This window comes from Paraburkholderia ultramafica (genome assembly GCF_902859915.1).
Lineage (GTDB): Bacteria > Pseudomonadota > Gammaproteobacteria > Burkholderiales > Burkholderiaceae > Paraburkholderia > Paraburkholderia ultramafica.
Genome location: NZ_CADIKK010000038.1, coordinates 24,311 through 42,137, shown reverse-complemented (window position 1 = coordinate 42,137; position 17,827 = coordinate 24,311). Strand labels below are relative to the sequence as shown.

Genomic DNA, 17,827 nt, shown 5'->3' with positions numbered 1-17,827 from the left:
CAAGAAGGTAGTCACGCTGCTATCGCAGCAGTGTGAATTGACGCAGTCGCTAGTGTGAATGAGAAGTCGTCGGTGCGTGAGAATGGCATTTTTAGTGGTATCGGGCGATGGGGATCTGCCAAATTGCATTGAAATACCATGGTTTCTCTAACATCAACAATCGAGTGGGAATCGTCGGACTTCACAACGACTCGCGCGTCGCCTCGACGCCCGAAGTAGAGGGGGCTTGGGCAAGACGCGATGCAAGCCGCCGTTGAGGTTACGATAGTTTCTTTGCTAGATCCTCGGCTCGCGGGTGGTAGTACCGCATCAACATGCGTGGGTCTTTGTGGCCCGTTATCTTGGTTAGTTCATGCATCGGGAAGATCGACGCCAAGCGGGACGTCGCCTCGTGCCGCAAGTCGTGAAAGCGAAGGTCGGTCAAAAACTTACCGTCTGGCTTCAATTTGGCCGCGCGGCACTCATCAACGTAAGTCTTCCGAGCTCGTGTCACTGCGCGCTCGAAGGCTCTAGTAACGGCGTCGGTGCGAATCTCGAACACGCGGTCGGCGTCGCTGTCGCCGTCTTCGGTCGGATTGCCCTTGGCGTCGTACGAGTCTTTCAATGGCCGGAGCACTGCAACGGCACGCGAAGACAGGGGCACGTCGCGGGCGCTCCCGTTCTTCGTCGACGGTAGATGCACGACGCAGCGATTGAGGTCTACGTGCATCCACAACAGGGACACTATCTCGCCCCTACGCATCGCAGTTTCGACAGCTAGACAAATGATGGGCGGCAGCAATGCTGAGCCACTAGCCCTCGCCACGCGCTCAAGCTCGCCGTCTTGCGCGCCGCGTTCTGACTCGGGCTCTTCCGCACCAGGAGCAACGGTAGATGCGTCGCCGGCAGCAATGCGCCGAGTGCGTGCGTTATTTGGCTGTGGCTTTCGCACGAGCTCAACCGGATTCGAGAGGCTTTCCATGCCCCATTCTTTTCGGGCGATGTTGAACACGTGGGACAGGACCGCTAAGCGGCGTAGCACTGTCGCGGGCTTGTAGTTCTTCAGCCATTCGTCACGGAGCTTCGCTATATCTGCGCTGCGGATCGCGGCTAGCGGCCGCTTCGCTAGTTCGACTGCCTGACAGGTCTTGATGACGGAAGCCTCCTGTGCAACGCCCTTCTTTAACAGCGAGACTTCTTCCTCGTAGCGTTTCAGTGCTTCGAAGAGCGTCGTCGCCTCAGCCTCGCTGCGGCTGACCCATACACCGCGGGACATTTCCGATTCGATCATGCTGGCCCAAGCTTCCGCCTCAGCCTTGGTATTAAAGGTTTTGCTTTGCGCTGGGTAGCCGCGTCGGCGTACCTGTGCCTCCCATTGGTACAGTCCACGCTTTCGAATGGTCGGCATTTCTCGGTGCTCGCTTGAACGGATTGTGGCAAGATTGTGGCAAATAATCGAAAGGGACGCTAGTCGCCCTAATCTATATAGCGAGGTTTTTACATTCGCAATGCGAAGGTCGAGGGTTCGAGCCCCTTCCTCTCCACCAAGTGATTTCACGGAAACCCGCGTAGCGTAAGGCTTCGCGGGTTTTTATTTTGTTGGCCATGCCTCCCTTCACTTCCCTGTAATTCCTTGTGCGGTGTCCCAAACGTGTCCCATGCGCGGTGCCTTGCGGATGTACGGGGTTGCGCAGGACGCTTGTCTTGGGTATAAAGGGGTCAATGCTGCGCTACTGTCTTGAGTAGCGGATCCTCGAGGGATGACCGATTAACTTGAGGTGCTGGTCTTGCTATAGCCGCTGGGGTCGGCTCCCTGGAGAGACTGGAGGGCGGCAGTTCGTCGCGAAGCATCGGCTGTGCGCCTGTCAGGGCAAAGGGAATGGGGCTAGGCCACGGCCGCGGAATCTCATTTCTGCGCAGCAAATGCGTGCGATCGGTACCCAAGCGCGGTTGTTAGTAGTTGCGATTGGGACAATTCCCTGTCTTCAGCCTAGGTCCGTGGACCAACCAGGTTGCTCCTGGTGCTGGGGATGCGTTCGTCTGTAGAACACCTGTCTTCAGCCCAGACCCGAGGCACTCCGGCTATCGCCTACGGCTGCTCCTGGCACGCTGAAGATAGGCACACGTGTCCACGAAAAACTCCGTCAGCATCACGTCGCCGAGCGCACTGCTTGGTCGACTGCTTGATCGTACGCTCGACGCGCACGAACTCGGCGCGACTTATCTCCGTCGCACCGCCGAAACGATATTCAAAGATCTCACGCGAGCCCCGCACCGGCTGCCGCCATCAATAAAGATACCCGGCAGGCGGGGGCGAGTTTGGCTTGAATCAGAAGTTCTCCGATGGCTCAAGGAACATCAGCAGGAGGTTGATGTAAGCCCCGTTGTGAACGGTACCTCACGCCAGCAAGTCGCTCGCCCGGCACAGAGCGCGCAAGAAGCACTCCCTCGGCAGGTCGGTCGGCCAACGAAGCTGCAACAGCGACAGAGGCAGGCACAGCAGTTGGTAGCACGGGAGGCCAAATGAACCTTCCGGAATTTGAAGATCGACTCGTATCCGAAGAGATTGAGGCTGAGGAGAGTCACGATGCTACTCACGCGGTCAAGTCGGGGAAGGCGATCGCCGAAGCACTGGTAAAGTTTCCTAAGGTCAGGGAACGGGGAGCCAAGTCTCGGGCTAAGGCGGGGGCAGTCCAGCAGAGGACACCGGCATCTGGGAGTGAATCGAAACTCGCGAGCGGCAGTATTGGACAGTCGCAATTTCCATTTTTTCTCGACGAACATATCGCCGCACTTCCAAACCATCTTCTTCGGACACCCTTGTTCGCGCCGATTCAACCCTGCAAAGAGCGCCGGGAGTACAACGATACCCAACTTCCTTCGCCGCAAGGCGTTACGGCGAAGTGGAAGGGCACGCAACTAGATATGGCCGACCAGGAAGTGTTCATGCTCGCGCTTAAATTGGCACAGGGCGTAGCCCTCAATACGCCCGTGCGTTGCGACCGGGCGGCGTTTTTCAAGGCCCTTGGCTGGAAGCCAAGTCGCACGACAGGTTCATTTGGAACGTCCGCCTATGAATGGCTCAATAAGTCGTTCAGACGTCTCACCGGCACGTTGTCGATTGAGACGAACCGTTACAACGCGCATTTGCCGCTCGTCGCGAGTTGGGTACAGGACAAAGACACCGGTGAATGGGAATTCACGATCAGTAGCAACATCCTGAAACTGTTCCAGAATAATGAATTTTCCTTTATTGACCTCGCCAAACGCAGGCAGATCAAGAAGCGGATTCACATGGCAAAGTGGCTGCAATCTTACGCCATGAGTCATCGCCGCGGTTTGCATCAGATCAGCGTTGAACACCTGAAAGAGTGGTGCGGCTATAACTCGCCCACAAGAAAATTCCGTGAGGCCCTTCGTGAGGCCCTTGAGGAACTTGAGCGAGTTGGTGTGCTGTTAGACGTGAGGTTTTACAAGGATGACACGATGGTCAGGTGGGTTCGAGGGCCTGCCTAACCACGTCATACGATTCCGCCTTTTTTTGCCTACTTCCGGCGCGACACCACGGCACAGCATTCCATCTGACCGTGGTGTCCGTTCTCGTAGGGTTATTTGACTGTGGAGCAAATTGTCTGTAGCGCAACTTTGACCACGACAAGCATTCGGCTTCAGCGCTTGGAGAGGACATTTTATGCCGTTGTGGATAAGCTCATTCGACCACGGTATAGCATTCCGGGTCCCACGGTATGGCATTCCGCTGTCACGGTATGGCGTTCCGCATTCACGGTACAGCATTCCACCCCTCTTGGCGCAAACCCACGCCCGGTCAGGGTTTGCAATGGACAGAAAGCCGTTAACCATTCTTAACCTATATATCTAACCCTCGCCTGATGTGGACAAGTCGAAAAAGATGAAGTACGCATGGCGCGACTCACACTCCAACGACAGCGAAACTCCAGCAACTCTTGATCCAGTCCATGGAGGATGCGCAAAGCGCCCCGGGGTGTTCGGCATCTCTTCGAAGGCGAGCTAAGCCGGCCTAGTGGCCGGCAGTTCGAGTAAAGAATTTTGCTGGGTGCCTCGCGGCACCCAGCAAAATCAACTCGAATCCTCGCGGCCTTCGCCGGAAACGTTCCCGGACCACAATCGTCGTAAAAGGTTTGCAGAAACGGGGAGCCTGGCGATGGCCTGCAGCTTGAAATTAGCCGCTTGGTGCGCCTCGTGTGGGTTGCCTGACGGCCCATCCCCAAACTACCCCAAAGGCTCTGAAGGCGATATTTTCGTGTCATGCTGAATCCCGCCATGGGGTGATCTGGTCGCGCTCGCCGGTAACGGTGGCGAACTCGCTATTTCGTGGCCCCCATGGGTGCGAGTATCCTTGACTCACGGGGATGACGATGATGCCGATCGGCCAGCGTCATCAAGGCTTCGACTAAGGACCATAACTGAATCTATGCCAAGGCGTACCTATCTCGCCGAAACACCCGGCGTGGCAAGACACATTGCTGAGTACCTGGGTATCAAAGAACGACGCGGTGGTGTCTATGTACTCAAGAATGGCGACTACGTTACGAACAATATCGGGCAGTTGCGGGATCCCGACAAGCGAACGGCCGACCATTTGAGAACCGTTGTCAAGCTTCTGAAAGAGGCGGACATCATTGTCAACGCGAGTGGCCTTGACCGCGAAGGGCGATTGAGAGCAGATGAGGTGATTGCGTACGCCGGGTTCGATCCGGCGGGATCGGGCAAACTCGTCGAACGCGTGGCCATCACCGCGACCAACAAAGCATCTTTGCGCGTCGCCCTTGCTTCGCCGGTTCGCCGGCGAAGCAAGGGCGACGAAACGTATGTGGACCACGCCCATAGGCGTGAGGTATTCGACGTGGAAATTGACGTTGGGTGCGTGGAGGCGCTTGGCCTCGTGCTCATGCGTGAACTGGAAATTCGTAGCTTCAAGCCGGTCACGTATTACGTCCCCAGGATCATACTGCCTGATGGCGTTGTTCTGACGTGGACAGGTCGCATCGAGGGCGCGGACGACCAGGGTATTGACGCGGAAGGTCGCATCATCGACCGGCGCGTTGCGGAGGCAATCCTGGCACGTATCCGGCAGGGTCTGGTAGGCAAGTGCACCGACTTTCAGGAAATCACCCGAGAACAGGCCCCGCCGCTCCCTTACAGCCTCGCCAAGCTGCAAACGGAAATGTCCGCACGCCACAGCATGTCGGCAAAGGAGACGTCTCGGGCCGTGCAGGACCTCTATGAGACCCGGGGGATGGTCAGCTATGGTTGGACCGATTGCCAGTATCTGCCGAAGTCGATGCACGCCGAAGCGCCGGGCGTGCTGAAGGGGATTTCCGGGATGTATACCAGGTACGCGAACGGGACGAACCCAAAAATCGAATACGCCTGCTGGGACGACTCCAAGGCCGCCATACCCCATGCCATTATACCGACCGGTAAGCTTGCAACTGGGCTGACTGAAGGCGAGCAGCGGGTCTTCGATGCCGTTGCGCGCCGCTACATCGCGCAGTTCTACCCGAAGCACAAATTCCTGCAGTTCAACCTCGAAGGACAGTACGGCGATGACATGTTCGGGTCAACGTGGAAGAAAACGTTGGTTGACGGCTGGAAAGTAGCCGACCAGCCAGCCGGCGGGGATGAGCAGCACACCGAGGGGATTGAAGAATAGCCGTGGGAAAACCGGATTCGAAGCCTGCTCACGGCCTCCGGGTGCGGGTTTCCAGGATTGAACGGACGCTCCTCAGGATAGGGAAACAGGTACCTGTCCGTACTGCCGTCCTCGTGCTGCCGCTGGCACTACCCCCGCAGTCGCGTGCGCCAAGAAATGCTGCGCTCACCATTGCCGCGAGCAGGGTGATTTTCACGTCCAGGCTTTTCGTCATTGATTCCCTGATTTGTATTGTTCATCGCTTTCGTCGCTGGCGTCCTACCCCGATTCGTTTTCGCTTCACCCTGCGAGTCGCTGAGCTTAGTTTGTTGGCCACTGTCGCTGGGGCACGGTATAAATGTGGGCGAGACGCCCGAAGACGATCCCGCGCACAATCCAAAGATTAAGCAAGAAGTCTGCAATCAGGCCGAGGACGCCGTGACCGACCGTGAACGTCCACAACGTGGCGCACATCCCGGCGAAGCCGACGATAACGGCCAAAACGGATAGCGCTACGTCTTGGCCAAGCTGCCCGCTGCGGAAGAAGACCGTTGCGACGGTTCGGATCGCCAGCCACGCGCCAATCAGCATTCCTAGGATCGGGATCGTGAGCATGACCGCCATGAACGCGTACATAAAGATAGTCCCGCGCTTGACGGTTTCTTCCGCCGAAACGGTTTTGCCATAGTGAGGCTGGTTCATGCGGTTCTCCATTCATGAATGGTCAATTTTGTGTCGGCAGCCGCGCGGCTACCGTCCCCGACTTACTCCCAAACCGGGGGAAATTGCTCACCCCTTTGGCAAAAATCCTGTCTTGCGCGGCTCGTCATTTGCCTCAGTGGGTTATGCGACTCCGATTCGTTTAACGCGTCATCACTGCCGCGAAACTTGAGCGCGATTAATGCTGCCTTTTCGCTCCCGACTGTGTTTGTGATCATGATCCTGCGTTGGTTGATCCGGAAGGCCGGTTTCTCCAACGACCAATTGAGAGCGAGGTGTCCGCGCTGTCAGCGGCCGCCTGAGTAGATCGCGACGCGGCGTTGGTCGCACAGGCCGTACAAATATCCGCGTAGTTCGGGAGCGAGGCCTTCGCGCGCTGCCATCTCGATGATTTCCTCGAATCGATAGAGCGGCATTAGGAACGGATCCTCCGTTTCCAGGATAAGCGCGAGGGTGCTATTGAGGTCCAGTTTTTCGAGTGGATGTGCACAGATGTGTGCGCGTTGCGATTGGGCCATGGGATCCCCGTGTCGATCGTTCTAACCCGCAGTGCTTGCGGTTGGCGAACTTGCTGCCGGTTCCTGATGTGCGCTCGCTACCTTCTTCTGTGTCTTGGTGCGCTGCAGGTAGTTCTTCAACGTGGCGGCACTGATTGCCATGCCGCCCTCGGTGAGTTGGGACGCGATGTCTTCCAGGCCGTAGCCGATTTTCTGCGCGAAGCGTATTTCACTTGCCATTGCCCTCACGGCCTCCGTCTTGTTGAGGTTCTTCGGCTTCTTTGCCACCGGTGGAAGTGCCTTGATCTTCGCCTTGAAGGCGGCGATCTCTTCTTGCGTGAAGTTATTCTTCAATCTCGTCATTGACTTGCTCCAGGTGAGAGTGCTTAGATAGATTGCAGAGTCGCAGATGCCTTTGTCAATAGTGAATTAAGGATGACGAAGCGTAAAGAATGGCGAGATAAGGGCGCAAATCTGTTACAGGATGGGGTTTGTCTGACACATGGCTTCGCACATGTGTCATTCAAACCACGCCTGACCGTTCGGCGCTCCGCTTCTCACAGTCAGGCTCATCCTGAAGCTCTTGGGTTCGTTCGGTCGATGTGTGAGAAATCGGTCGATAGCAACAGAGATGGTGAACCTGCCTACTGATGGCTTACGTATGGGCGCCACAACAGCGGACTCGAGGCGCTTGGAGGCGCCGCAGAAGTCGCCGTACAGTGACAGCGAACACACGGAGGGGGAAAGCGATGCCGTTTGAAAAGAAGGATTCTGAACCGCTCAATGCGCGGATCACCGTACGTCTCAGTGAGAGAGAGCGCGAGCGCCTGAGTGAGGACGCGAACCTCGCGGGCCTGACGCTCAGTGAGCTTTTGCGGCGCAGATACTTCGGCCGACCGATCGCGGCGAACATCGATCGCGCGGTTATAAAGGAGTTGATGCATGTCCGCGCGGTTATCAACCGGGCTGGCGGGCTCGTGAAACACGTCCATCTGGAGAGCAGCGGCGCGTACAGCGTGCAGACGGCTGGCGTGCTGCAGCAGCTCAAATCGACGCTGGGCGCAGTGCGCGACTACATGGAGGCGCTCGTCCGTGATCGGAAAGAAGATTAGAAAGCAACAGAGGAAGAAAGCCTCAACGAAGGCGGAGCGAATCGTGGCGCTCACGACATACATTCGTAAACCTCGGAGTGACCACACGCAGGAGAAGTGCATTTACTTTGCCGCGCGTGGATTTCTTAGCGATGATTTGGCGACGCAAATCGAAGAGATGGTTGCGCTCGCCGACGTGGCGGTTCGGAGCAGGGATCCGATTGGACATTACTTGCTGAGTTGGCGAGAAGGAGAGCAGCCGACTGTCGAGCAGGTTGAAAGTGCGGTCACGATTTTTCTGGACGAACTGGGACTGGAGAACCATCAGGCGTTCTACGGTTTGCACATCGACACGAACAACCTCCACCTCCACATCGAGGTGAACCGCGTGGATCCTGAAACGTTTCGCCCGACGGAAATCAACAAAGGGTACGACCGAGAAGCGGTGCATCGTGCGGTGGCACGAATCGAGCACGCACAGGGATGGCAGCGGGAGCTCAACGGCCGATATATTGTCCTGGAGAACGGCGAGGTCGTTCGCGCGATAAGCGGTGAGCAATCGCGCAAGCCAGACCAGCGCAAACAAGACATGGAGAACCGCACGGGAGAGAAATCTGCCGTGCGGATCGCGATCGAGCGGGGGAGTGAGATTCTGCGGACCGCCGTGACTTGGCAAGCGTTGCATAGCCACTTGGCTGAGCAGGGGCTAAGGTATGAGCGCGTGGGGAGCGGAGCGAAAATTTTCGTTGGCGACATCGCGGTGAAAGCTTCGGATGTTGACCGCACTGCGAGCCTTGGACAGCTACAGAAGCGTCTTGGCGCTTTTGACCCAGCATTGCAGGGGCATTCAAACGGCGACTCAAAGTTAGCTCCCCAACCCCTGATACGCGGTGTGCCCGGCTGGGACGAGTACACGACGGCTCGCAAGGCACATTGCTCCGCGAAGGGAGCAGCGCAGCTCGAAATGCGTAAGCGTCATGATGCGGAGCGCGCGGTAGCGCGTGAGCAGCAGAGGAAACGACGTTCCTCGTTGTTCGAGCAAAGCTGGAAAGGATATGGCGTTGCCCGTAACGCTCTGCAGAGCGTGCTCGCCGCCGAACAGGCGTCTGAACGGGCGGCGCTACGCGAGCGGCAGAAGCACGAACGGGGGAAGCTGAGGCAGCAATTTCCACCGTTCCTCAGCCTGGAAGACTGGTTGCGCTCGCGGCAGCAGCACGCGGTGGCGGATGCGTGGCGGTATCGTGCGCAGCTGCCTCAGGAGATTGTCGGGGAAAGTGGCGATGACGCCGAGGTGCCTGCCGCCCGAGATATCCGCGCCTACCGGCCGCAGGTGGTCGGGAAGCATGTGGAATACATGCGGCGCAACGCGGATGATCTTTGGCCGGGCGTGAGCGTTTCGTTTACCGATCACGGCCGGCGCATCCACGTGCACGACTGGCAGGATGCCGAAAGCACGCTCGCGGCGTTACAGCTTGCTGCAGAAAAATGGGGCAGCTTCTCGGTTCGTGGCAACGAAGAGTATGTGGCGCTCTGCGTCAGGCTCGCAGCGGAACATGGTTTCCGCATCAAGAATCTCGAGTTGCAGGATGCAATCGCCCGAGAGCGCCAGCGCCTTGCGGTGGAGAGAGCCTACGCGCGAAAGAGTGAGTGGCAACGGGAATTCGAAAAATTCGCGGGTGCCGTCGTAGCGGATCGCTATCGGGTGATGGCGACCCGTACGTATGCGGACGGCACTAAGCGAACGTTCCTCGCTGGTCGCACCCGGGAAGGGCTCACGACCGACGAAATTGCCGGGAGAGCACGGGAGATCGATCGCTTGGCTGCGCGGGGTGATGTGATCCAGTGCACTCCGCTCTCGGTCGACCAGCACCACATCGTCGTCTGCGGGATGGGCCGGGAGCAGGTGCGGCAACTTCTGGCTGATGGATATCGGCCTACGGTTGTGTTTGAGAGCAGAGCAGGTAGCTTCCAGGCGCTCTTGACGATTCCGAAGCTTGGCGCGCCGCATGACGACGAAGTCGGGCGACGGCTAGCCGAGGCACTGAATCGCCGCTACGGCGATTCCACAGCTTCAGGAAGCGTGGAGATCTGCGCGGCTGCCCCTGCAGCCAGGCCGCGCTATACAGAGGTCGCGCACTGCCACAAGGCGTCCGCCCTGTCGCGCGAGACCGACGCGGAGTGCGCGGCGGAGCTAGCCAAGGGGCTGGCCGACGTGAGAATCCGGTCCATTCCCATGGACGGTCACTTACCGGTGAACACCGCGACGGAGGCGTACCGTCGCCATCACGCTGATGTGATGGCGCGGCAGCCCGGCGGGAAAGCCGACCCGTCGCGGATCGACTCCTTGATCGCCGTGCGTCTGCGCGTTACAGGGCACAGCATGGCCGATATCGAAGCGGCGATCTTGTTCTGCGGGCTGGGAAGTCGCGCTCCGGAAGCAGCGGCGGAGCGCGACTGGCAAGCCTACGCGCGTCGCACGGCGCGGTATGCGTTCAGTGCGGCCGGCAACCGGCAGATGGTGATTCTTGGGCAGTATCGCGCGCAGTTGAAGAGTCTGGAGGGCGGCGCCTCCGCTGCCTTGCGCGACGAGCCGCGCCTCGTCTGAAGATCCGGATCTGCCGTTGACACTCATCTACTCAACTCATATACTCAATTTAATCGCTCAACTCAAATGAGTGATTCATATGAGTTGAGCGATTGAGTCGTTCACTTGATCAAACCAATGAGGTTTGCATGATTGTTCTTGTAGCGGCGGAGAAGGGCGGGGTGGGGAAGTCGACCATCGCCTCGAATCTGGCAGTTCATCTGGCCCACCATGGCATTGACGTTGTATTGCTCGACACCGACGGACAGGCGACTTCTGCCCGGTTCGTCGAGCGGCGGGACGAAGCGGGCATTCTGCCGCCGGTGCCCTGTGTGCAACGCACTGGTGAGGTTGCCGCGACTCTGCGCGATCTGGCGCGACGGTATCAGATCGTCGTGGTTGATGCAGGCGGGCGCGACTCACGAGAAATGCGATCGGCGATGGCTGTTGCAAACCTGCTTCTCGTGCCAACGAAGGCAAGTCAGGCTGACCTGGAGACGTTCCCAAAGGTCAACGAGCTCATTGGCCTCGCGCGTGGGTTGAATCCGGGGCTGAAGGCGTCGGCGGTCCTGTCGATGGCACCGTCGAATCCAGTGATTCGCGAGGTGGAGGACGCCCGCGAGCTGCTGGCCGAGTTCGACCAGCTTGATTTGGCTGACACAATTATCCGCGACCGGAAGGTGTACCGCGACGCACTGCTCGTCGGGCAAGGCGTGGTCGAGCGCGACAACTCCCAAGCGCGTGCGGAAATCCAATTGCTCGCGCAGGAGTTTTTCGAGTTTGAGGCATAATTGCCACATCTGATTAACTCAAATGAGTTGAGGCAATGAGTAAGTTCAAGGTCAAGACGGGCACCATGCCGCCGGCCGAAGCTCCCACCAGCATTGAGAGCTTTGCGGCTGGCGCGACGCTTGCACAGTCGCAGGGCAGTAAGCGGCCGCCCAAGCCAATTCGCCTCAACCTCGATCTGGATCCCGAGCTGCATCGTCAGCTCAAGCTGCGTGCGGTGACGGACGGAATGACGATTGCGGAACTGGTCCGGGGGCTGATCCAGCGGGAGATTGGCTGGGTATCGAAAACATGATAGCCGCTTACCACTTTTAAGTTTGCCGTTGCATTAGATGCTCAGCTTCAGGCGTGCGACAGGAACTTCATGATTGTCGGCGCACGTTCCTGGCACAGTTGCGCCGGCGCGTCTCGGAAGGTAATGAAGGGGCGTCGGTCCAATCGATGGTCGACGGGCGAAAGTGATCGGCTACCGTTCCCCTGCAGTCGGTTGATGCGGTGGAGCGTCCGTTTTGGAGAGGGAGGGAGAGGCGGCTCAAGGTCGAACTCGAATGTTCGACATCGATAGGGGGGTCGGCCATCCCCTGCCGTTCGCCAGCATGCGCGGAGGAGGACGGTCTAGTCTGTGAGACGTCCTTCAGGCAACGACATCAAATGCTATACCATGACAATTGCCGCCAAAATTGCCCGCAGCAAACCGGTGTTGATCATATCTACCGGAAACGCTGAAGCTACAGCGTGACCTGCTCAAATCGACCCTTGCCAGAGAAATTGTAGGGAACCTTGAACGCAGCGCCACCCTTTATTCCCTCCGACTGCTCGATGATCCGCGGCCACCATCGCACGAGATTGTGGGCGATGTCCCAAAAAGTGTGGTTCGACCAGCCCTTGTCCAAAAAGAAGACTCTCAGACCCGCTCGACGCAGCGCCTCGCGCTCCAACCCCTTATTCAGCTTGTCGTGCGTAACGACAGACCAGCCGCCCTCGCTCGACAGCGACTCGATCCAGACAGAATCAATAGTGTTTTGAGGGAACCGATCCCTGAGGTGGGCCACTGAGTGCCCGTTAGGTTCGCAAAGGGCATGGAGGGCCTTTGCGAGAGCCGGCGGCAGATTGTTGTCGACAAGGAACTTCACGCGGCCAGGCTTTCTTCGAAGGCGACTGCCGCTTCCACAGCAGTGACGCCCACTTCGTAAAGCCTCGCAACAAAGTTCTTGTCCCCTTCCGCCACAAACGCATCGTATAAGGTCGATGTCCTGATCGCGCAATCAGTCACGATTGGTTTCCCGAATGCGATCTCGGGATCAAGCATTACCGCTTTACTTCGCGGCGACGGATACCAGCGCTTCGCCACGTCGTCTTCGTCAAACTCAATACCACGGTATAGAGACGGCTCGATAATCTTCTGGAAGGCGTATTGCCCCTTCACGAGGTCCAGCAATTCCGTCTCGCCCGTTTCCTTCATGGCCGACGTAAAGATAGTGCGTCCATCGGTCTGGAATCGGCGAGACGTGAACGGATAGGGCATCTCGAAAAGTTCGCGTGCTTTCCGGCTTGCCAACCGGATAGTCTGGAGACTGACGCCGTGCTGGCGGAACGCCCGAACAAATCGGATCTCGAGGAGGTCATGGAAACTGATACCCTCCATTTCCTCGCTAGCCAGTTCCGCCTGCCACAGTGGAGCGATAGAAACCGGGCTGTGGTGCGCCTTGTCGCGGTATGAATACCCGTCCAGCCAGCGGCGGAGATCCCGCACCGGAATCTTTGTGAGCCTTGAGGCTTCATGGAAGGTGTATAGGCCGATGCCTGTAAGCTTCATTTGCCCCCCCATAAGTTCGACCAGCCGGAACTCGTCCGGCACCAAGATAGCGAATTCTACCGAATTCCTCGATCATCGATGCTTGACGTGCCGGTTAAAGCCTCCGCGCGGCGCGAGGGACGTTTTGTCATGCGCCTATCGCAAAATCAATTGTAGCTATGCAGTTACGCGACTCCAATGAGTCGATAGTGCTTCGGCTTGCTGCAACACCGTCTGCACGGCGGCGTCCTGCAAATCGGGTGGATATCCGTATTTACGAAGGATGCGCTTGACTAACACTCTCATCCTCGCACGCGCAGACTCGCGATGCGCCCAGTCTACCGATACGTTCTCGCGCAGGCCGACCAGCAACTCATGGGCGATAAGCCGCAGCTTGTCGTCGCCCATCATCTGCACGGCGCTTTGCTGAGCGAGTTTGGACAGGTCATTTCGGTACCGCGATCGTACGTCAGGCTCTGACGCAGGAAAGCCGGCAGCCTGTTCATCTGGCGTGTGAGGCCTTCAAGGGCTTCCTGTGCCGTGCAGCCGTCCATTCGACACAGCACGACATAGCGCGTCTTGCGCTCCACGAGCGTGCCCACACAGGACCGATTGAACGCCCCCTTGATCAAATCGCCTTCCTAGTGGCCAGGCCACTGCTGACCTTTTCCCTGTGAAGTATCCCACTGTAAAGTTAGCGGCAAGGCGGCAGGAGAAACCTTGTCATGAAGAACTCGCGGTTCAGTGAAGAGCACATTATCGGGGTGCTGAAGGCTACTCGGGCACCGCCAGACGAAAGGGGCGGCAACAGACAAACCGCACCTACTGCTACCGCGCCACATCTCGACTCTACCGAGTGCTGTCCTCGTGCAGGCGAACAGCCTTCATTCCAAGTGACCGACGGTCCAACGACTGCATAGCCAACCCATAGCGGCTCTTGGCCGACGATTGGCGCAATGATCGCAATGGCCGACGACTTGCCGGCCGATACGCCGCGCGAATGACCGTTCCAGTTTGTAACCGGCCATAGCCCTCGTGTTGGGTCGAAAGGCGGTAACGGGTCGAGTTCTGCCCTTCGCATCGATAATCCAAACGGTGCCCGCGTTTCGTCGCCATCGGGCCAGGTTCGTTAAGGGTTGTTCGATGCCTGCCATCGTCCGCAGGAATGTGACTGCGCCGCCGTGCTTCGCTGGCAGGCGTCGAACGAGCCTCGATGGAGGAAACCGCGGAGTGCTCCGATATGGTCGGAGTCCTGGGCTATGGCGATTGATAGGCCGGGATGGTAAGCAAAGTTGATGGATGCGTGGTGCGGTGGGATTCTGGATGCGCGTTGACGCAGTGATGAAGCGGTGCGTTGACGCAATTGTGGCGGTGAAGCGGACGTGCGAGGGACTGCACGGGGTGACGGGCGCAGACGTCCGCTCGTGGGCCGCGTTGCCGCAAAGCCGACGGTCGGGTTGGACGTGCAGGAAGCGTTGCGCTCAAGTCTCGCCTCGTCGTACGGGTGGTGCGCGAATGGGCGCAGTGCGTTCCAGTATTTCAATGACGATCATTGGTGCACCGCAGTGCCGGCAGACGAAGACCGGAGCGGCAGCAACCTCTTGATCGTCGGACTGGGTGGCGACCTCGGGTACGACGTGCAGCAACTCACGCACCTTCGCGAGGCTGGCGCGGCGCACCGGGTTGGCGAGCAGGCCGTAGTGACGGATGCGATGGAACCAAACCTTGATATTTGGTTTGCCGATCCGCATGCACCTTGGCAGCGCGGCAGCAACGAGAACACCAACGGTTTGATACGGCAATTCCTGCCCAAGGGTATGGACCTGTCGACTGTCAGCCAGACCCAATTGAATGACATCGCCAACTTGCTCAACGGTCGCCCTCGCCAGACGCTCGGCTGGGACACCTACGAAGAGGCGATGGCCAAGGAACTCGAAAAAACGGGTTAGCTAAACGTTGCACTTGACCTTAGAGACCGCCCTACCATTTTTGTGATTGATGTCCTATTGTGAAGAGACGCGCTACCGAGATGCCGGTTGGGCTAGCTCTTTCTGAGTGCGTTGTTTGCGGCTCGTTGACGAATACGTAGTTAGCAAACGCGTCGTCTTGCCATGAATCCATGACCTCGGAGAAGGCGCCCAAGCCGCTGCATGAGTATCGAAGCTCATGACAGCCAGTGAGTTATAGCTCTTTCACGACAAAATCGCGCAGTCTAATGCTCTTCTATTATTTATGCGCACGCTGTCAATGTAATTTGGTAAGCGAACACTCGCAGACTAAAGGAGTTAATAAATGCCTGTCACTGTACGTGGATATAGAATCTGTTTTCCTGGGCCCCCTCCGCTTAAGGGCCAGCCGCCAAACCCTCCAATATGTTATGACATGAGAGAACACGGATTCGAATTGATAAGACACGCAAGCGCCGACTTAGACCCTCGACTGCTAAACGTCTCTATCCTATTTTCGATGTACGAGCTCGCCAATCAGCTCAATGACGAAGAGCTGCGGAACGCTATACTGTCGAGCGTTACCGGCGGCATAGAGAACTTTGCTGCCCAATTGCCCGCCGGTGTTCAGCTACATTTCGATGGCAAGACCTATCCAAGTCGCTCAGCAGCGGATTGAAACATAGTTGTTCGAATCAGTGCTCTTTGGGGACTATCTCGTTGCGGGAGTTCGATGAAACCGTCGTCCTTTTGAGTCATGCGCGGCCACAGGAGGATTGACAAGCCTTTCCCCAAAAGTCGGGATGCAACGAACTGAAAAGCGGATCCACTGAACTGTTGCCCCCTCCTACCCCAGATGCCTAAGGACTCACCCCCGAGCAGCTTGGTGATCACGATCTGCGAAGCGCCAAATTGCCACCCGGCGAATCCGGGACGCGCCTGAACGCGTCCAATCGCGCTACCTTCAACAAGCAGGAGGCTTCATGCCATACAACTTTGACTGGCGTTTCCCTAGCGATGCTCAAGGGCCTACATCGCAACCTGAAAAGTCTCCTGCTCAGACCCCACCCGTTCGGTCGGGCTTTCGTTACGCCCAACTGGTTGACCCTGTAGCGCACGCTCCAGGCCATCACCTTTGCACCGTGTATTTTAGAAAGAATGACACAACATTCTGTTTGCAGATGATTGAAGGTAGGCTGCGCAACGAAGTCATTTTTCGCGGCATCAGTCGATCTCGCGGCCAGCCGAGCAACATGCAGTTGTTCACACTTTCCGGTCCTCTGATCGATCAGCTCAATCTATTGGCGGAAGGTGTCGAGCTGGCAGGTGGCCCCGCATTCCCATCTGTGACACTCCATCGCTTTCGAAGGCAGAATGAATCAGAGGCGGAGTCGACGCTGCCAGACATTGAATTTCATATCTACCCGCTACCCATCCGTTCTGTCGATGGCAGAAACCCCGATTCATTGCTACTCACTCCCACCGGAGAAGGCCACGACATCAGCGAAATTGCCGTAATAGGTCTTTCCGAAGGTTGGATAGGCTGGGCGATAGCTGCCGGAGCGCTTATTGGGGTCATCGCGGTCGTCGCATATGCAGTTTCAAGAGGCGCGTCAGTTTCCGCTTCAGGTGGTGTCAGCAGCCCTGCGGGATCAGCATCGGGAAACCTAAACATTAGTCAGGGAGCTTCCGGACCTCGCGATGCTGGATCGGATGATGGATCTCCCCCGCCGACTGGCCCCTGATGGAGAGCGCTGAGGAACTGATGAAGCGTGTCAATCAGGCCAGTATCTAAAGCTTGGTGGCCCAAAGCAGTGGCAATGCGGACGTTCGAATGTCGGCCCGAAAGTACCGGCCAATGTCTGTAAGTGGCCGGACAGCGACCGATGCCGGATCGCTGTCCCGAGGCGGCTCCGTCTAGACTTCGGTTTGTTCCGCCATCTCAAGCGCATCGTCGACTTCGATGCCAAGGTACCGCACTGTGCTTTCAAGTTTGGTGTGCCCAAGAAGCAGCTGAACGGCACGAAGGTTCTTGGTGCGACGATAAATCAGTGACGCTTTCGTCCGGCGCATCGTGTGGGTGCCGTACGCGGTGTCGTCCAACCCGATTGATGCAACCCACCGATGCACCACGCGCGAATACTGACGCGTCGAGATATGCGGTGATTCGTGGAGTCGGCTTGGGAACAGGAAGTCGGCCGGCGTCAGCGTTGCCGCCTTGATCCAGTTCTCGACACTGTCGCGGGTCTGCTCTGTAATCTCAAACTGAACCGGCCGTTGAGTTTTCTGCTGCATGATCGTCGCCCGGCTGGCGACGTGGTACCCATGGCAAACGTCGCTAACCCGCAGTTTCGTCAGGTCGCATGCGCGCAATTTGCTGTCAATTGCCAGATTGAAGATCGCGAGGTCACGGACTCGCGCCGAAAGCTGGAGGCGGATGCGAATGGCCCAGATTTCCTTGAGTCTCAGCGGAGGCTTCTGGCCCATGAGCTTGCCCTTGTTCCAAGGTATCTTGGCGGCGCTTCCATCGTTAGTCACCTTCATGACTATCTCCTTTCACGTGAAGGGAGAACCAGTCTGCGCTGACCGTCAGCGGGCGATTCCCGACCCACAACCGCCATTGGGCCCCGCATCACGCCAACGTCGGCTTCTTATGTCTACCCGCCATCCACGAGGTCGTGATGCGTGCCGCTTTCCCGGCTATCAAGGCTTACGCCGTAGCCAAAGGGAAGCGGTGACGTACCGCCCGACG

General features: G+C 57.8%; 14 protein-coding genes and 4 pseudogenes. 8 read left to right on the top strand and 10 right to left on the bottom strand.

Going from position 1 to position 17,827, the window contains the following annotated elements; genetic code table 11:
* Positions 1-259: 259 nt before the first annotated feature.
* On the bottom strand, positions 260-1,387 hold the full coding sequence (locus HV744_RS30065) for a site-specific integrase (protein ID WP_175152987.1): 1,128 nt from the start codon (positions 1,385-1,387) through the stop codon (positions 260-262).
* Positions 1,388-2,502: 1,115 nt separating this feature from the next.
* Here HV744_RS30065 and trfA point away from each other — a divergent pair.
* Positions 2,503-3,495: a plasmid replication initiator TrfA gene (gene trfA, locus HV744_RS30060; protein ID WP_175152986.1), complete on the top strand. Its 993-nt coding sequence runs from the start codon at positions 2,503-2,505 to the stop codon at positions 3,493-3,495.
* Positions 3,496-4,432: 937 nt separating this feature from the next.
* Positions 4,433-5,674: a DNA topoisomerase gene (locus tag HV744_RS30055; RefSeq protein WP_175152985.1), complete on the top strand. Its 1,242-nt coding sequence runs from the start codon at positions 4,433-4,435 to the stop codon at positions 5,672-5,674.
* A gap of 300 nt (positions 5,675-5,974) precedes the next feature.
* Here HV744_RS30055 and HV744_RS30050 read toward each other — a convergent pair whose 3' ends face one another.
* The 3 genes from HV744_RS30050 to HV744_RS30040 all read right to left on the bottom strand — a co-directional run bounded on the left by HV744_RS30050 (position 5,975) and on the right by HV744_RS30040 (position 7,233).
* The gene (locus HV744_RS30050; RefSeq protein WP_175152984.1) at positions 5,975-6,355 is read right to left on the bottom strand and encodes a hypothetical protein; all 381 of its coding nucleotides are present in this window, start codon (positions 6,353-6,355) and stop codon (positions 5,975-5,977) included.
* Positions 6,356-6,660: 305 nt separating this feature from the next.
* A complete protein-coding gene (locus HV744_RS30045) occupies positions 6,661-6,891 on the bottom strand; it encodes a hypothetical protein (protein WP_175152983.1) in 231 nt (76 codons plus the stop codon).
* A 21-nt stretch (positions 6,892-6,912) separates the two neighbouring features.
* Positions 6,913-7,233, bottom strand: coding sequence for a hypothetical protein (locus tag HV744_RS30040; protein ID WP_175152982.1), 321 nt, complete (start codon positions 7,231-7,233; stop codon positions 6,913-6,915).
* A gap of 386 nt (positions 7,234-7,619) precedes the next feature.
* On the opposite strand from HV744_RS30040, the gene HV744_RS30035 reads away from it, so the two are divergent.
* The 4 genes from HV744_RS30035 (at position 7,620) to HV744_RS30020 (ending at position 11,629) form a co-directional block, all read left to right on the top strand.
* The gene (locus tag HV744_RS30035; RefSeq protein ID WP_175152981.1) at positions 7,620-7,982 is read left to right on the top strand and encodes a plasmid mobilization protein; all 363 of its coding nucleotides are present in this window, start codon (positions 7,620-7,622) and stop codon (positions 7,980-7,982) included.
* A 43-nt stretch (positions 7,983-8,025) separates the two neighbouring features.
* On the top strand, positions 8,026-10,566 hold the full coding sequence (traI, locus tag HV744_RS30030) for a TraI/MobA(P) family conjugative relaxase (RefSeq protein ID WP_217469174.1): 2,541 nt from the start codon (positions 8,026-8,028) through the stop codon (positions 10,564-10,566).
* Positions 10,567-10,694: 128 nt separating this feature from the next.
* Entirely contained in the window at positions 10,695-11,336 is a 642-nt protein-coding gene (locus HV744_RS30025; protein ID WP_175152979.1) for a division plane positioning ATPase MipZ, read from the top strand.
* Between the two features lie 35 nt (positions 11,337-11,371).
* A complete protein-coding gene (locus tag HV744_RS30020) occupies positions 11,372-11,629 on the top strand; it encodes a hypothetical protein (protein ID WP_175152978.1) in 258 nt (85 codons plus the stop codon).
* A 433-nt stretch (positions 11,630-12,062) separates the two neighbouring features.
* Here HV744_RS30020 and HV744_RS30015 read toward each other — a convergent pair whose 3' ends face one another.
* The 5 genes and pseudogenes from HV744_RS30015 to HV744_RS38595 all read right to left on the bottom strand — a co-directional run.
* Positions 12,063-12,467, bottom strand: coding sequence for a PIN-like domain-containing protein (locus HV744_RS30015; RefSeq protein WP_175152977.1), 405 nt, complete (start codon positions 12,465-12,467; stop codon positions 12,063-12,065).
* Positions 12,464-13,150: a MerR family transcriptional regulator gene (locus HV744_RS30010; RefSeq protein WP_175152976.1), complete on the bottom strand. Its 687-nt coding sequence runs from the start codon at positions 13,148-13,150 to the stop codon at positions 12,464-12,466. The genes HV744_RS30015 and HV744_RS30010 overlap by 4 nt, the downstream gene beginning before the upstream one ends.
* Before the next feature lie 156 nt (positions 13,151-13,306).
* Positions 13,307-13,555 (bottom strand): annotated as a pseudogene (locus HV744_RS30005) (type I restriction enzyme endonuclease domain-containing protein); the annotation flags it as partial.
* Positions 13,555-13,791 (bottom strand): annotated as a pseudogene (locus tag HV744_RS37715) (transposase); the annotation flags it as partial. The pseudogenes HV744_RS37715 and HV744_RS30005, both read right to left, overlap by 1 nt.
* Before the next feature lie 819 nt (positions 13,792-14,610).
* Positions 14,611-14,847, bottom strand: a pseudogene (locus HV744_RS38595) (IS91 family transposase); the annotation flags it as partial.
* A 6-nt stretch (positions 14,848-14,853) separates the two neighbouring features.
* Here HV744_RS38595 and HV744_RS30000 point away from each other — a divergent pair.
* Together HV744_RS30000 and HV744_RS29995 are read left to right on the top strand one after the other, a co-directional pair.
* Positions 14,854-15,095 (top strand): annotated as a pseudogene (locus HV744_RS30000) (IS30 family transposase); the annotation flags it as partial.
* A gap of 963 nt (positions 15,096-16,058) precedes the next feature.
* A complete protein-coding gene (locus tag HV744_RS29995; protein WP_175152975.1) occupies positions 16,059-16,820 on the top strand; it encodes a hypothetical protein in 762 nt (253 codons plus the stop codon).
* 172 nt (positions 16,821-16,992) lie between these two features.
* On the opposite strand, the gene HV744_RS29990 is transcribed toward HV744_RS29995, so the two are convergent.
* Positions 16,993-17,619: a tyrosine-type recombinase/integrase gene (locus HV744_RS29990; protein WP_175152974.1), complete on the bottom strand. Its 627-nt coding sequence runs from the start codon at positions 17,617-17,619 to the stop codon at positions 16,993-16,995.
* Positions 17,620-17,827: the final 208 nt, after the last annotated feature.

Excerpts from the sequence above, each read along its gene's own strand:
- HV744_RS30050 (WP_175152984.1), bottom strand. The coding sequence starts at position 6,355 with ATGAACCAGCCTCACTATGGCAAAACCGTTTCGGCGGAAGAAACCGTC.
- HV744_RS30035 (WP_175152981.1), top strand. The coding sequence starts at position 7,620 with ATGCCGTTTGAAAAGAAGGATTCTGAACCGCTCAATGCGCGGATCACC.
- HV744_RS30045 (WP_175152983.1), bottom strand. The coding sequence starts at position 6,891 with ATGGCCCAATCGCAACGCGCACACATCTGTGCACATCCACTCGAAAAA.
- HV744_RS30020 (WP_175152978.1), top strand. The coding sequence starts at position 11,372 with ATGAGTAAGTTCAAGGTCAAGACGGGCACCATGCCGCCGGCCGAAGCT.
- HV744_RS30065 (WP_175152987.1), bottom strand. The coding sequence starts at position 1,387 with ATGCCGACCATTCGAAAGCGTGGACTGTACCAATGGGAGGCACAGGTA.
- HV744_RS30010 (WP_175152976.1), bottom strand. The coding sequence starts at position 13,150 with ATGAAGCTTACAGGCATCGGCCTATACACCTTCCATGAAGCCTCAAGG.
- HV744_RS29990 (WP_175152974.1), bottom strand. The coding sequence starts at position 17,619 with ATGAAGGTGACTAACGATGGAAGCGCCGCCAAGATACCTTGGAACAAG.
- HV744_RS30025 (WP_175152979.1), top strand. The coding sequence starts at position 10,695 with ATGATTGTTCTTGTAGCGGCGGAGAAGGGCGGGGTGGGGAAGTCGACC.
- HV744_RS30055 (WP_175152985.1), top strand. The coding sequence starts at position 4,433 with ATGCCAAGGCGTACCTATCTCGCCGAAACACCCGGCGTGGCAAGACAC.
- trfA (WP_175152986.1), top strand. The coding sequence starts at position 2,503 with ATGAACCTTCCGGAATTTGAAGATCGACTCGTATCCGAAGAGATTGAG.
- HV744_RS29995 (WP_175152975.1), top strand. The coding sequence starts at position 16,059 with ATGCCATACAACTTTGACTGGCGTTTCCCTAGCGATGCTCAAGGGCCT.
- HV744_RS30040 (WP_175152982.1), bottom strand. The coding sequence starts at position 7,233 with ATGACGAGATTGAAGAATAACTTCACGCAAGAAGAGATCGCCGCCTTC.